Origin of the sequence: Methylobacterium sp. NPDC097929 (assembly GCF_049543375.1) — a bacterium.
Lineage (GTDB): Bacteria > Pseudomonadota > Alphaproteobacteria > Rhizobiales > Beijerinckiaceae > Methylobacterium.
Window position 1 is genome coordinate 30,197 of record NZ_JBMVEP010000017.1, and the last position, 13,727, is coordinate 43,923.

Below are 13,727 nucleotides of genomic sequence, written 5' to 3' on the forward strand. Positions count from 1 at the left end.
CAAATCCCTGTGCTGTCCTACTCGGCGAAGTGTCGCGCGTGGTCCATTCCTCAACGGAGCCGAGCGTTTGAAATATGGGCGCTGGCTTCCTGGGCACAGACATTGCCTCGTCCAATACCTATCGCTCGCAGGTCGCTATGGAACCGTCTTCCAACCCATTTTGGCAGGAGCTGTACGCCTTTGACGATGGATCGAGCCTGGAGGACTGTCCGTTCCCATATCAGTCTGACGACGCACACTTCTGGTACGACTCTGAAGTAACGTAGGAAGATAGTTAGGGTGAGAAGAGCGCATGTATGATGACCATAGCTCCGCATATGAGTAGGGTAAAAATCAGGGCAAATTCCAGGCGCGTCATGAGCGCCAGATGCATTAAAGACTTTCGCAAGTGAAGGAGGTTGCGTCGGCCTCACGCAATCGTGAGAACTCTGCTAATATACCTCAAAAAACGAGATGACCCAGTCAAACTACGTTCTAGCGCCAAGGTAACGCGCGATCCCGGTTTACTGCGCTAGTTCCGTGTTCGTAGAACCAGGGCTGACGCTATCGACCCGGGCACATCGATGGAGCTATAGCGAGCATTCAGCAACAGCTTGGGGCAGTCATACAGGTGATCAACTTCGGCCATTCCTCTGCCGAATGAAGCACTGGCATCGCCAAGCCTGCTGTCCCATACGTGCACCCCACGCATAGCTCGACACTGTCGGATATTCGTTCGGATATCCGACCCATCGTTCAGGTTGCTATCGACCCTTTTCAGACCCTCGAAGGTCCGCTCTCCAGTAGCATAATCGAGGGGGTCCCATGTCCAGAGTGGATGGATTTCAGCAGGTCCGCTTCGGGATGGGAGTTGGCAGAAGCAGACACTGCCGTCGCGCCCGCTCGCGAGGGCTATCGCTCAAGCAGCGCTTCCGCGGGCAGTGACCCGGCGGGACATCGCGTCAAAGGCGCGGAAAGATGCCTCGATCCTCGTGTGGTCCAGCCCATGGACGATGAAGACGAGGCGCGACGCCCTGCGCCCGTCCGGCCAGCGCTCCAGATGGACCGGCGAGTGGACCAGACGCTGGACGCCGTGCACGGCTACCGGGCGCTCCTCGCCCTGGAGGTTCAGGATACCCTTCACGCGGAAGACGTTCTCCCCGTGCCGGTCGAGGAGCATGGTCAGCCAGAGGCCGAACCCCGTCCAGTCGACGGGCTCCTCGATCTCCAGGGAGAAGGAGGTCACGGGCGACTCGGCACGGAACCTCCCGTCACGGTGATGCGGAAGCGCGTCGACTGGTGCGGCCGGCGTGTCGCCGGCCTCGGCGAGGAAGTCCGCGGCGGTTGCCTCGGACGCCGTCACCACCCGGGCGGATGGGTTCACCGACGCGAGGCGGGCAACCAGGTCCGAGACCCTGCCGGACATGGCCAAGTCGGTCTTGGTCAGCACCAGCAGGTCCGCCGCCCCGATCTGGCGCAGAGCTTCCAGCCGCGTGTCGAGCAGGCCCGGGGCGTTCACCGCGTCGACCGTCGTCACGACTCCGGCGTTTCGGTAGTGGTTGCGCAGCACCGGATGGGACCGGACCGTCGACAGGGCCGGATAGGGGTCGGCCATGCCCGTGGTCTCGATTGCCACGCGGTCGAAGAACGGCACCTCGCCGCGGGCGCGTCGTGAGTGAAGGGCGAGCAGGGCTTCCGCGAGCTCCCCGCGCACCGTGCAGCAGAGGCAGCCCGACTTCAGCAGGACGACGGTGTCGTCGACGCGCTCCAGCAGCTCGTGGTCGAGCCCGATCTCGCCGAACTCGTTGACGAGCACGGCGGCCCTGGCCATCGCGGGATCGGCGAGCATGCGGCGCAGGAGCGTCGTCTTGCCGGAGCCGAGGAACCCCGTGAGGAGATGGACGGGTGTCGGCCCGCTCATCGGATGGCCTCGACCGACGCGACGAAGTCGGGATCGAGGGGGTCGAAGGGACGTCCCGCCAGCGCCCCCGCCTCGGACCAGAGATGCGAGAGGGCATCGAAGATCCGGGTGCTGCCCGTCGGCGAGGCCAGGACGTAGGACCGCCCCTGCCACTCGGACAGGCGAAGCCGGCGCGTGGACAGGAGGGCGTTGGCGACGGCGAGGCGCCGCGCGGCCTCGCGCCGTCGGGCGATGCGGTCGGTGTTGTGCGTGTAGACGCCCGGCCGAGCCACCGCACTCGTCCAGTGGTCATCGCATCCGAGAACGCCGCAGAGTGAGCACATGGCGCAAGGCCCCCCGTCATCGGGCTAGGCGGACGGGGCCCGCCCGCCGTGGTTCATTTGCGGCGGGGATGGCGCCGCGCGAAATCTTCCGCCATCTCGTCCATGGTCACGAAACGCACCCCGGCGTGCTCCTTCATGTACTCGTAGAGCCGCTCCAGCATCAGGAGCACCTGCGGGCGCCCGGAGACGTCGGGGTGGATGGTGATCGGGAACACCGCGTAGTCCATCTCTCGGTAGACCCAGTCGAACTGGTCGCGCCACATCTCTTCGAGGTGCCGTGGGTTGACGAAGCCGTGGCTGTTCGGGGACTTCTTGATGAACATCATCGGCGGCAGGTCGTCGAGGTACCAGTTCGCCGGGATCTCGATGAGGTCGGTCTCCTCGCCCCGCTCAAGCGGGCGCATCCAATCGGACGGCTTGCCCGCGTAGTCGATCTTCGTCCACGTGTCGCCGACCCGCACGTAGTAGGGCGTGAAGTCGTTGTGCATCAACGAGTGGTCGTACTTGATGCCCTTCTTGAGCAGGAGCTCGTTGGTGACGTTGGAGAACTCCCACCACGGCGCGACGTAACCGGTCGGGCGCCGCCCCGACAGGTCCTCGATCAAGGCGATGCACTTGTCGAGGACTTCCTCTTCCTGCTCCGGCGTCATGGCGATCGGGTTCTCGTGCGAGTACCCGTGGATGCCGATCTCGTGGCCGGACTCGGCCACAGCCCTCATCTCCTTCGGGAACGTCTCGGCCGAATGACCCGGGATGAACCAGGTGGTCTTGATGCCCCACCTCTCGAAGAGTTTCAGCAGGCGCGGCGCTCCGACCTCCCCGGCGAAAAGGCCCCGGGAGATGTCGTCGGGGGAGTCCTCGCCTCCGTAGGAACCGAGCCAACCCGCCACCGCGTCGACGTCGACACCGAACCCGACCAGGATTTCCTTTGCCATGATGCGTTTCCTCCTCCTCGAATGGTGCTGACCTTGTTTCCGGCCGCTGCCTTTGGCTACGTGACCCGGTGCAGAATCTCGGCGCGCAACGCCTCAGGCTCCGGCGTGCCCGAGAACAGGCGGTCGCCGACGGCCACCGATGGGACGGCGCGGATGCCGACCCTTCGCGCCTCCAGCAATGCCGCCTCATGGCGTTCGCCGTGGAGGGGCGAGGCGAGCACCGCATCGAGGCCAGCAGGATCGAGGCCAAGGCCTTGGATGATCGTCCTGAGCACGTCGGTGTCGCCGATGTCGCGATCATCCTGGAAGAAGGCGCGCAGGACCGCGTCCACGTAGGCATCGCCCCGCCCGTGCTCGACGGCATACTGGAGACCCAGGAACGCCTTGCGGGTGTACGGCTGCGGCGAGATGGTCGGAAGGCGGATCGGGACGCCCAATCGTTCGGCGGTGGGGTGAACACCCTGTTTCCAGGCCGCGGGCAGGTAGTCGTCCTCGGGCCGCAGCGTCGGAGTGGGATAGGGGCGCAACTCGAACGGCATCCAGACGATGTCGACGTCGAGCCCGTCGGTGGCGGCCCGGATGAGCTGCTCCCCCAGGAGGCAGTACGGACAGACGAAGTCGATCCAGACGTGGATCTTCGTGCGGGCAGGCTTCACGGTCGCCGTGCCAAGATCATCGCTCATGGTTCATGCTCCACGTTCGCCGCTACGGCACGGGGGGCCTGTCGGCTTTCCGCGCCCTTTCGTTTTGCACCCCTTAGGCGGCCAACTCGCTCGGCTTGATGTTGGCGATGGGCCCGAGGATGGCGGGGTCGAACGCGGCCACCTCCCGCTCCGCCCTGACACGGTTCGGGAAGTCCGGGTTGGCGAGCGCGGCCTTGCCGAGGGCCACGATATCCGCCCCGGCGGCCATGACCTCCTGCGCCCGCGCCGCATCCTGCACGCCGCCGTTGGCGATCAGCGGGACATGCGGCGCGTAGCGGCGGGCCAGCGCGACGAGGCTGTCGCGACCGCCCTCGAAGGCAGGCTCCCACACCTTGTGCTCGGTGACGTGGATGTAGCTGGCCCCGGCTTCGGCGAGCGTGCCGAAGATGGCTTCTGCGTCCTGATCGCGGCCCGCCCACTTGTGGACGAAGTCGTTGACCTTGCCCTGGGAGATGCGCACGCCGACCGGCACGTTGGCCCCGACCCTGGCCCGCACGGCCTCGAACACGGTGCGCACGAGCGTGGTGCGCCGGCGCGTGTCGCCACCCCACCGGTCGTCGCGCCGGTTGGCGTAGTCGGTCAGGAACTGGTCGATGAGGTAGCCGTTCGCGCCGTGAATCTCGACGCCGTCGAACCCGGCCGACACGGCCCGTGCCGCCGATACGGCGAAGCCCTCGACCGCGTCGGCGATCTGCTCCTCGGTCATGGCTGCGGGCATCGGGTAGACGCCCTTGCCGTAGTAGAACTCCATCTGGTGGCCCTTGGGCTGCACGGCCGAGGGACCGACGGTGGCATCGCGAAAACGGTTGCCCTGGCTGATCGCACCGGCATGCATGAGCTGAGCGACGAAGCGGGCGCCGTGCCGATGCACGGCGTCGACCACCGGCCGCCAGGCATGGGCCTGGCCGTCGTCGGTGATGCCAGGTTGGTTGAGGTAGCCCTGGGCGAACGCCTGGTCGGTGTAGATGCCCTCGGTGACCACGAGCCCGAAGCCGCCGCGGGCGAACCGCTCGTAGTAGCGGGCCATCGTCTCCGTGGCGGTGCCGTCCTCTGAGGCGCTCACGCGGGTCATCGGGGCGACCGCGAAGCGGTTGCGCAGCGAGACGCCATTTATATCCGTCGCCGTGAAAAGGCTGTCCGTGTTCGCGCTCATGTCTGACCTCCGACCCGCTCTCTTCGCTCGATTGAGAGCAAATTATCCGCCGGGACATCCACTCGGTAGCCAGGATGGACGATAAGCATTTTATCGCCCAATGATATGCCGATGAACCTCTCGGATGTGGCCCTGTTCTGCGCCATCGTCACGACCGGCAGCCTCTCGGCCGCGGGGCGGCAGGCGGGACTCTCCCCGATGGCGGTCAGTCGGCGCCTGGCGGCGCTGGAACTTGAGCTGGGGGTGCGCCTGATCCACCGCACCACGCGGTCCGTCGCGCTGACGGCGGACGGCGAGACGTTCCTGCCGCTCGCGCAGACGATGCTGGAAGCGCGGGAGGCGGCGAGCGCGGCCTTTTCCGAACATCACGAGGGCCTGAGCGGCATCTTGCGCGTGACTGCGCCCCACCGCATCGGCCGAGCCCTCGTCGTGCCCCTGGTCGTCCGGCTGATGGCGGAGAACCCGCGCCTCACCGTGGACCTGACCTTCTCGGACGGGATCGTGGACATCGTGGCCGCGGGGATCGACGTGGCGATCAGGGTGGCGACCCTGCCGGCCTCCGAGCTGGTCGCCGTGCGGGTCGCGGACAACCCGCGCATCCTGTGCGCCGCGCCGGCCTACCTCGCGGCGTACGGTTGCCCCGGAAGCCTTGAGGACCTCGATGCGCACGCCTGCCTGACGCTGCATGCGATGGACGCATGGACATTCGCCCATGGCGGACATCCTGTCGCCAAGCGCATCAAGGGCAGGCTGGCGGCCAGCAGCGTCGATACGGTGCACGCCGCATGCGTCGCGGGCGCCGGACTCGCGTTGCTGACCTATTGGGACGTGGCGCAGGACCTCGCCGACGGCACTCTCACGACCGTCACGCTCGACGACGTCGAGCCGGAGCAGTTGGCCATCTGGGCGGTTCTCCCGACCCGGCAGCACATGCCGCCGCGCGTGCGTCGCTTCATCGACGGGCTCAAGTCCGCGTTGATGGTGTCCATTCCAGCCCAGGCGCGGCCATGACGATCAAGCACCGCGATGTTGCCGAACGGCCGACAAATGGCCGCTTACGGGAAGCGCTGATGGCGGTTCCTACGCCTGAAACGGGTCGACACCTGCCGGTTTGGTCGACGACCTAACTGGGTGGTTTTCAGCCAGTCCGCTTCTGGGCGCCGATGCCCAAAAGCAGACATCGGCGGTGAGCCTTCTCGCGACCCATTTTGGGCCTTCAACAAATCCGCTTCGCGTTAGGTTGGCCGAGAATGACCTACCTCTAGGGCGAGTAGGGACCGGTCAGTCGGTCTTGGGCGCACAACCGCACAAAAACCTTAGCATCCCCCTTGAAAGATACCTACCGGTAGGTATCTTAAGAACATAACTCGGTGGATAGCTTATGAACTCGATCTTCATCGCCTATGGAGCGCTAGGCCTCGCCATCGTCTGCGAGGTCGTCGGCACGACCTTCCTGCAAAAGTCCGAGCAGTTCACACGCCTCGTTCCATCGCTGGTCATGGTCACGGCCTACATTGGGTCCTTCTACTTCCTGTCGCAGGCGCTGAGGAGCCTGCCGCTCGGCGTCGCCTACGCGATCTGGGGCGGCCTCGGCATCGTCCTGACCGCCGCCATCGGCGTGGTGTTGTTCCGGCAGACCCTCGATGCGGCGGCGCTCGTCGGGATCGGCATGATCGTCGGCGGCGTCGTCGTCGTCCAGACGCTGTCGACCTCGGTGTCGCACTGACATGGCCAGCGCCTACAACCGCAGGAAGCAGCCGGAACTGATCCGGCGTGCGCTCCTCGACTGCGCCGCGACGCTCGCCCTGGAACAGGGGCTCGCCGGCGTCACGGTCCAGGCGGTCTCGGCGGCCGCTGGCGTGACCAAGGGCGGCCTGTTCCACCACTTCCCGAGCAAGCAGGCCCTGGTCGAGGGCGTCGCCGCCGACCTGATCGAGCGGATCGACGCGGAGATCGACGCGATCATGGCAAGGGATCCCGTCCCGCGCGGCCGCTTCACGCGGGCCTACGTCGAGACGACCTTCACCGATCCCGCGATGGGTCCGGGCAGCCGGTGGACCGCGCTCTACCTCTCGATGATCGTCGAGCCAGGACTGCGTCGGCTCTGGGCGGAGTGGTACGCCGGCCGGATGGACCGGCACCGCGCGACGGACGACGGCCCCACGCTGGCGACGGTGCGCCTCGCCGCCGACGGCGCCTGGCTCGCGCAGCTGATGCGCGACGACGGCTGCCCGACGCCGGACCTCGTCGAGCTCAGGTCCCGGCTCCTGGCCATGACCCACGGTCCCTGACGCACGCTCGAACCGACCGACCCGCCCTCCAGAACCGGACTCCGATCCCATGCCTCGGCGTGAACCCTTCCGCATGCCCGCTCGCCGGCCCCGTCTGATGCTGTCCTGCGGCGGCGCCCTCATGGCGTTGGCCGCGCTCGGTGGATGCCAGGAGCGGGAGCACAAGGCCGAACGGCCACGTCCGGTCCGCACGGTCGTCGCCAAGCCGGGCTTCATCGGCGAGGAGGTCGCCCAGACCGGCGAGGTGCAGCCGCATATCGAGACGGATCTCGGCTTCCGCATCGAGGGCCGGGTCGCGACCCGCCTGGCCGAGGTGGGCAGGGCCGTGAGGAAGGGGGAGATCCTCGCGACGCTCTATCCCGACGACGTCCGCAACGAGGTCCAGGCCGCCGAGGCCGACCTGAGGAGCGCCGAGGCGGCCGAGATCCTGGCCAGGTCCGGCCTCGACCGACAGCGCATCCTATTCGAGAAACAGATCGCGGCGCTGGCCAGGGTCGAGGAGGTCGAGGCCAACTGGCGTAGCGCCAACGCCCGTCGCATCGCGGTCCGGTCGAACCTGGAGAACGCCCGCAACAAGCTCGCCTACACGGAGCTGCGCGCGCCCGACGACGGGATCGTCAGCGCCATCGGCGTGAACGCCGGACAGGTCGTCAATGCGGGCCAGATGGCCGTGAGGCTCGCCTCGACCCGGGAGAGGGACGCCGTGTTCAACGTCTCCGAACGATTGATCAACGTCGCCCCGGAGGACGCCAGGGTCGAGGTCAGCCTCACCTCGAATCCCGAGGTGAAGGTCGTCGGCCCGATCCGTGACGTCAGCCCGACCGCCGATGCCACGACCCGGACCTACCGCGTCCGCATCGCCCTACCGGACGCGCCGCCGGCAATGGCCTTCGGCGCCACCGTCACCGGGCGCATCGTCATCCCGGGCGCACCCCTGATCGCGCTCCCCGCCTCGGCCATGACCGGCGAGGCCGGGCACCCGGCGGTTTTTGTCGTCGATCCCGCCAGGCAGGAGCTGGTGCGCAAGCCTGTCGAGGTCGCCCGCTACGGCTCGGCGCAGGTGATGGTCGCCTCGGGGCTGGCCGACGGCGACCACGTGGTTACGGCCGGCGTCAGCAAGCTTCGCCCCGGGCAGAAGGTCGCCTTCGGGGGCGCCGAGGAAGGCGCCGCCCGATGAGCCCGCATGCATCTTCCTCCGACGGCGGCTTCAACCTCTCCGCCTGGGCGCTCGGCCAGAGGCCGCTGGTGTTCTTCCTGATGCTGCTGACCCTGGTCGGCGGCGTCATGAGCTACACCCGCCTCAGCCGCAACGAGGATCCGCCCTTCACCATCAAGACCATGGTCGTCTCCGCCCTCTGGCCGGGTGCCACGGTGGCGGACACGGCCAAGCTCCTCACCGACCGGCTGGAGCGCAAGCTTGAGGAGGTGCCCTACCTCGACCGCCTCGACAGCTACACCCGCGCCGGCGAGACCGTCATCATGGTCAACCTGCGTGACGACGCGCCTGCGCGCGTCGTTGCCGACGCCTGGTACCAGGTCCGCAAGAAATCCGCCGACATCGCCGCGACGCTGCCGGGCGGCGTGCAGGGCCCGTTCTTCGACGACGAGTTCGGCGACACCTTCGGCATCATCTACGGGTTCACCGCCGAAGGCTTCTCCGAGCGCGAGCTGCGCGACCACCTCGACCGGGTCCGCGCCGAGATCCTACGCGTGCCGGATGTGGGGAAGGTCCAGCTTCTTGGCGTTCAGGAAGAACAGATCCGGGTCGAATTCTCCCCAGGGCGGCTTGCCGCCTACGGCCTCGACGAGCAGGCGGTCCTGCAGGCCCTCAAGGCGCAGAACGCGGTCGAGCCGTCGGGCACCGTACGCCTGCCCGACGAGAAGATCTCGCTGCGGGTCAGCGGCGCGTTCGCATCGGAGGAGGCGCTGAGGGCGGTGACGCTGCGCGCCAACAACCGCTTCGTGCCGCTGACCGAGCTCGCCACGATCCGCCGGGGCCCGGTCGATCCGCCGACCCCGCTGTTTCGCGTCGACGGCCAGAAGGCGTTGGGGCTGGCGATCTCGATGGCTCCGACTGGCAACCTGCTCACCGTCGGCGAGGCCGTGAAGGCACGCATGGCCGAGATCGAGAACACGCTGCCATACGGCATCGAGGTCACGCAGGTCGCCGATCAATCGGCCGTCGTGACCGAGGCCGTCGGCAGCTTTGTCAAAGTGCTCCTCGAAGCCATCGCCATCGTGCTGGGGGTTTCCTTCCTCTCGCTCGGAGTGCGCGCGGGTCTCGTGGTCAGCGTCTCCATCCCCTTCGTCCTGGCGATGACCTTCATCGGGATGGAGCTGACCGGCATCGGCCTGCAACGCATCTCCCTCGGCGCGCTGATCATCGCCCTCGGCTTGCTTGTCGACGACGCGATGATCACCGTCGAGGCGATGGTCGGCAAGCTGGAGGAGGGCTGGAGCCGGAGACGCGCCGCAAGTTTCGCCTACGAATCGACGGCCTTCCCGATGCTGACCGGCACCCTCGTGATGATCGCCGGATTCATTCCCATCGGCTTCGCCCAGTCGAGTTCGGGCGAGTATTGCTACTCGATGTTCATGGTGGTGCTGATCTCGCTGTCGGCCTCATGGATCGTCGCCGTCCTGTTCTCGCCGCTGCTCGGCACCCTGATGCTGCCGAAGACGATGCCCGGCCATGGCCACGGCAAGGGTCGGGTCATGCGGGCCTACGAGACTGTCCTGTCGTGGGTCCTCGGCCATCGTCGGACCACGCTGGCGGTCGCCCTGGCGACCCTGGGCATCTCGGTCTGGGCCTCCGCCTTTCTGGAGGAGCAGTTCTTCCCGCCCTCCGACCGGCCCGACCTCCTCGTAAGCCTAACGCTGCCGCAGAACGCCTCCCTGGAAGCGACCCAGCGCGAGGCCTCGAAACTCGAAGCGCTGTTGAAGGACGATCCGGGCATCGTGCGATACTCGACCTATGTCGGTGCCGGCGCAATCCGCTTCTACCTGCCGATGGACGTACTTCTGCAGAACGAGAACGTGACGCAGGCCGTCGTGGTCGCCAAGGACCTGAAGGCACGCGATGCGTTGCGGGCCCGGCTCGAAGAAGCTTTTCGGACGGACTTCCCGCACCTGATCGCCCGCGCGACGCCGCTCGAACTCGGCCCCCCGGTGGGCTGGCCGCTCAAGTATCGCGTGACCGGCCCGGACCCGGCGAGGGTCCGGGACATCGCGGGGCGGCTTGCCAACATCGTGGCCGGCAATCCCGACACCCGGGACGTGCACCTGAACGCTGGCGAGCCGGAGCGGAGCGTGGAGGTCCGGATCGACCAGACCCAGGCGCGGGCGCTCAGTCTGTCTTCCCAGGACGTCGCCAGCGCCATGGCGACCGTCTTCTCTGGGGTGACCGTCACCACTGTTCGCGACCAGGACCGGCTGATCGACGTCGTCGCCAGGGCGGCCATCGGCGAACGGACCGACCTCGCGACGCTGGCCAACCTCCAGATCCGCGGACCGGAGGGACGAAGCGTGCCTCTGCGCCAGATCGCTGACCTTCGCTACGGCGTTCAGGATCCCATCTTCTGGCGCCGCCAGCGCCTGGCGCTGATCACCGTGCAGGCCGACATCCCCGAGGGTGTGCAGCCGACGACCGTCGTCAACGCCCTTAGCACGGCGGTGACCGAGTACGGCGCTGGCCTGCCGACCGGCTACCGCATCGAGGTCGGAGGCGCGGTCGAGGAAGCGGCCAAGGGCAACGCGTCCATCGTCGCGGTCCTGCCGATGACGCTGCTGGTGATGCTGGTGCTGCTCATGGTGCAGCTGCGCAGCTTCTCCCGGATGTTCCTCGCGCTCGCGATGGCCCCGTTCGGCCTCATCGGCGTGGTCGCGGCGATGCTGCCGACCGGAATCCCGATGGGCTTCGTCGCCCAGCTCGGCGTCATCGCGCTTGCCGGCATGATCATCCGCAATGCGGTCATCCTCATCGAGGAGGTCGATACCAACGTCGCCGCCGGCGAGGACGCCGACAGGGCCGTTGTGCACGCCGCGACGCACCGGGCGCGCCCAATCATGCTGACGGCCTGCGCGGCCGTGCTCGGCATGATCCCCATCGCGCCGCAGGTGTTCTGGGGACCGATGGCCTACGCCATCGTCGGCGGGCTGACCGTCGCGACCATCCTGACGCTGACCGTGCTGCCGTGCGCGATCTCGCTCCTGTTGCGGTGGGAGGGACGGCGGGCGTCCGTGACCGAAACGGATGTCGCGGATCGGTCGTTCGCAAGCTCCTCCTGAAACGGATCGGGCGGGGCGGGATCAGCCCGGGCCGGCAGGCCCCCTGGACGCACGCAGGAGCAGGTCGCGGAGCCACCGGTGCGCCGGATCGTGGTCGTAGGACGAGTGCCAGAGCATCGAGACGGTGAAGTCCTTGAGCTCGACCGGGACGGGGCTGGTCGCCAGGTCCATCATGCCCGCGAACCGCGTGGCGAGCGCCGCGACCATGGTCGTCAGGACCGGGGATGCCTGGACCAGGAACGGCACCGTCGCGAACCGCGGCGTGGTCGCCAGCAGCTTCCGTTGCCGACCGATCCGGGTGAGCGCCTCGTCCACGACGCCGGGTCCGGTCCCGGTCAGGGTGGTCATCACGTGCGGATATCGGAGGTAGTCGTCCAGTGACAGCGGGGCGCGGACCTTCAGGAGCGTCTCGTTGAACAGGCAGAGATACCCGTCGCGGTAGAGCGGCCGGACCTTATGGTGCATCTGTCCGCTGTCGAAGACGCCCACGGCGATGTCGATCCGGTCGGCATCGATGTTCGGGAGGACCTGTCCGTAATCGAGGGACTGGAGGACGATCCGGACGTTCGGGGCCTCCGAGGCCACCAGCGACAGGAGACGGGGGCCGAGCAACGCCTCCATGCTTCCAGGCAGGGCGATCCCGAAGGTGCGCTCCGCGACGCCCGGCTCGAACGCCTCGCCGCGGTTGACGATGCACTGGATCTGCCGCAGCGCCGTCCGCACGGGCCCGACCAGGGCCATGGCCCGGGGCGTCAGGTGCATCCCGTCGCCCGACCGCGTCAGGATCTCGTCGTCCAGGAGCCGCCGGATGCGGCCGAGGTTGCTGCTCATCGCCGACTGCTTGAGCCCGAGCCGGCTTGCCGCCCGCGTCACGCCCTGTTCGGTCAGCAGGGCATCGAGCGCCACCAGCAGGTTCAGGTCGATGGCGGTGAGATTGCCATGGTCAATGGTCACAACCGACCTCGTCGGTTTGCATGCTGCGGTGCGGCAAGCCAGCTTTCAACGCAGGGGCGAAGATCGGATCGCCCGGAAATCCCGCATCGGAGAGAGCCTGCCATGTCCATGATCGCCTTGTCGAAAACTGCGATGATCCTCGCCGCCACCCTGACCCTGGCCGTCCCGGCCGCGGCCGAGCCCCTGAAGCCCCTGCACGGCGCCAGCCTCGATTTCGGGGACGTGACGGGCATCGCGTATTACGTGCCCGGAGCCGAGGGCGACCGCGTGGTCGTGACCCTCGCGCGACCCGACGGGATCAGGCCGGTGCGCTTCGAGACCCTCCTCTCGGGCGAGCAACGGGTCTCGATGTCAGTCCCCGCCGAACTCGGGTCCGGCGCGGACGGGATCGAGATCCGCCGCGCCGGCGGCCGCATCTCGGTCGTCCCGCTGGTACGGACCGCCACCGCGCGATGAGGTGCCCGTATGGACATCATCTGCCGGGCAGCATCGCCAGGGACGCCCTGGCGACGCGCTCCAGTTCCCCGCGCGAGGCCCCGTCCCGCGCCTGGATCGACAGGCCCTGCAGCAGGGTGTTGAATGCCGACGCCAGCGCCTCGACGTCGGTCCCGTCCGGCAGGTCGCCGGCTTCCCGGGCCCGCTCCAGACGCCTCAGGAAGTTCGCGCGGCTGATCCCCCGGAGCCCCTTCATCGCCTCGTGGACATCCTCGGATTCCGGCGAGACGTTCGCGGTGGCGAGCACCACCATGCAGCCGCACGGCGCTTCGAGTGAGGACAGCACCGCGGCGGCATCGAGCAGGAAACGCTCCATCGCCTTGCGCAGGTCCGGCTCCTCGTCGAGCAGCCGCCAGGGGGCCGCCCAGTAGGTCGTCTCGTAATGCCTGACCGCCTCCATGAACAGCGAAGCCTTGTTGCCGAAGGCCGCGTAGAGGCTCGGTGGGTTGATGCCCATGGCCGAGCAGAGTTCCCCCATCGTCGCCGGCTCGTAGCCACGCTTCCAGAACACCTCAAGGGCGCGGTGGAGTGCCCGGTCACGGTCGAAGGTTCGCGGTCGGCCCTTGCTTCTGTGCGTCGTGATCGCGGTCATCGCGTCCTCGGTGTCTCCCCGCGCAACGGCACCCACCGATGGCGACCGGGGCTTGACGGTCTGTAGCAGACGTTACAGATATAGCGTCAGTAG

The 13,727-nt window shown here is 67.5% G+C and carries 13 protein-coding genes; 6 read left to right on the forward strand and 7 right to left on the reverse strand.

The genetic code is table 11. The features are described 5' to 3' along the window. Positions 1–898: 898 nt before the first annotated feature. The 5 genes from ACPCJR_RS23985 to ACPCJR_RS24005 all read right to left on the reverse strand — a co-directional run bounded on the left by ACPCJR_RS23985 (position 899) and on the right by ACPCJR_RS24005 (position 5,015). Complete coding sequence (locus ACPCJR_RS23985) at positions 899–1,900, reverse strand: CobW family GTP-binding protein (RefSeq protein WP_391515447.1); 1,002 nt, start codon at positions 1,898–1,900, stop codon at positions 899–901. Continuing rightward, on the reverse strand, positions 1,897–2,223 hold the full coding sequence (locus ACPCJR_RS23990) for a hypothetical protein (protein WP_391515449.1): 327 nt from the start codon (positions 2,221–2,223) through the stop codon (positions 1,897–1,899). Before ACPCJR_RS23990 ends, ACPCJR_RS23985 begins: the two co-directional genes overlap by 4 nt. 53 nt (positions 2,224–2,276) lie before the next feature. Further along, positions 2,277–3,158 carry a polysaccharide deacetylase family protein gene (locus ACPCJR_RS23995; RefSeq protein WP_391515451.1) on the reverse strand — a complete coding sequence of 294 codons (882 nt, stop codon included), beginning with the start codon at positions 3,156–3,158 and terminating at the stop codon, positions 2,277–2,279. A 56-nt stretch (positions 3,159–3,214) separates the two neighbouring features. Next, positions 3,215–3,841 (reverse strand): DsbA family oxidoreductase, encoded by a 627-nt coding sequence (locus ACPCJR_RS24000; RefSeq protein WP_391515453.1) that lies wholly within the window; start codon positions 3,839–3,841, stop codon positions 3,215–3,217. 73 nt (positions 3,842–3,914) lie between these two features. Continuing rightward, positions 3,915–5,015: a tRNA-dihydrouridine synthase gene (locus ACPCJR_RS24005; protein ID WP_391515455.1), complete on the reverse strand. Its 1,101-nt coding sequence runs from the start codon at positions 5,013–5,015 to the stop codon at positions 3,915–3,917. A gap of 105 nt (positions 5,016–5,120) precedes the next feature. Between ACPCJR_RS24005 and ACPCJR_RS24010 the strand changes: the two genes are divergently transcribed. The 5 genes from ACPCJR_RS24010 (at position 5,121) to ACPCJR_RS24030 (ending at position 11,593) form a co-directional block, all read left to right on the forward strand. After that, positions 5,121–6,026, forward strand: coding sequence for a LysR family transcriptional regulator (locus tag ACPCJR_RS24010; RefSeq protein ID WP_391515457.1), 906 nt, complete (start codon positions 5,121–5,123; stop codon positions 6,024–6,026). Positions 6,027–6,396: 370 nt separating this feature from the next. Continuing rightward, a complete protein-coding gene (locus tag ACPCJR_RS24015; protein ID WP_238508352.1) occupies positions 6,397–6,741 on the forward strand; it encodes a DMT family transporter in 345 nt (114 codons plus the stop codon). Between the two features lies 1 nt (position 6,742). Further along, positions 6,743–7,306, forward strand: coding sequence for a TetR/AcrR family transcriptional regulator (locus ACPCJR_RS24020; RefSeq protein ID WP_238508353.1), 564 nt, complete (start codon positions 6,743–6,745; stop codon positions 7,304–7,306). A gap of 49 nt (positions 7,307–7,355) precedes the next feature. Next, complete coding sequence (locus ACPCJR_RS24025) at positions 7,356–8,483, forward strand: efflux RND transporter periplasmic adaptor subunit (protein WP_391515460.1); 1,128 nt, start codon at positions 7,356–7,358, stop codon at positions 8,481–8,483. After that, positions 8,480–11,593 carry an efflux RND transporter permease subunit gene (locus tag ACPCJR_RS24030; RefSeq protein ID WP_391515462.1) on the forward strand — a complete coding sequence of 1,038 codons (3,114 nt, stop codon included), beginning with the start codon at positions 8,480–8,482 and terminating at the stop codon, positions 11,591–11,593. The genes ACPCJR_RS24025 and ACPCJR_RS24030 overlap by 4 nt, the downstream gene beginning before the upstream one ends. A 21-nt stretch (positions 11,594–11,614) precedes the next feature. On the opposite strand, the gene ACPCJR_RS24035 is transcribed toward ACPCJR_RS24030, so the two are convergent. Beyond that, positions 11,615–12,547: a LysR family transcriptional regulator gene (locus ACPCJR_RS24035; protein WP_238508356.1), complete on the reverse strand. Its 933-nt coding sequence runs from the start codon at positions 12,545–12,547 to the stop codon at positions 11,615–11,617. Positions 12,548–12,649: 102 nt separating this feature from the next. Here ACPCJR_RS24035 and ACPCJR_RS24040 point away from each other — a divergent pair, with 102 nt between their 5' ends. Beyond that, positions 12,650–13,003, forward strand: coding sequence for a hypothetical protein (locus ACPCJR_RS24040; RefSeq protein WP_238508357.1), 354 nt, complete (start codon positions 12,650–12,652; stop codon positions 13,001–13,003). A gap of 16 nt (positions 13,004–13,019) precedes the next feature. Here the strand turns inward: ACPCJR_RS24040 and ACPCJR_RS24045 are convergent, their stop codons facing one another. Next, positions 13,020–13,634: a TetR/AcrR family transcriptional regulator gene (locus tag ACPCJR_RS24045; RefSeq protein ID WP_238508358.1), complete on the reverse strand. Its 615-nt coding sequence runs from the start codon at positions 13,632–13,634 to the stop codon at positions 13,020–13,022. Positions 13,635–13,727 lie beyond the last annotated feature (93 nt).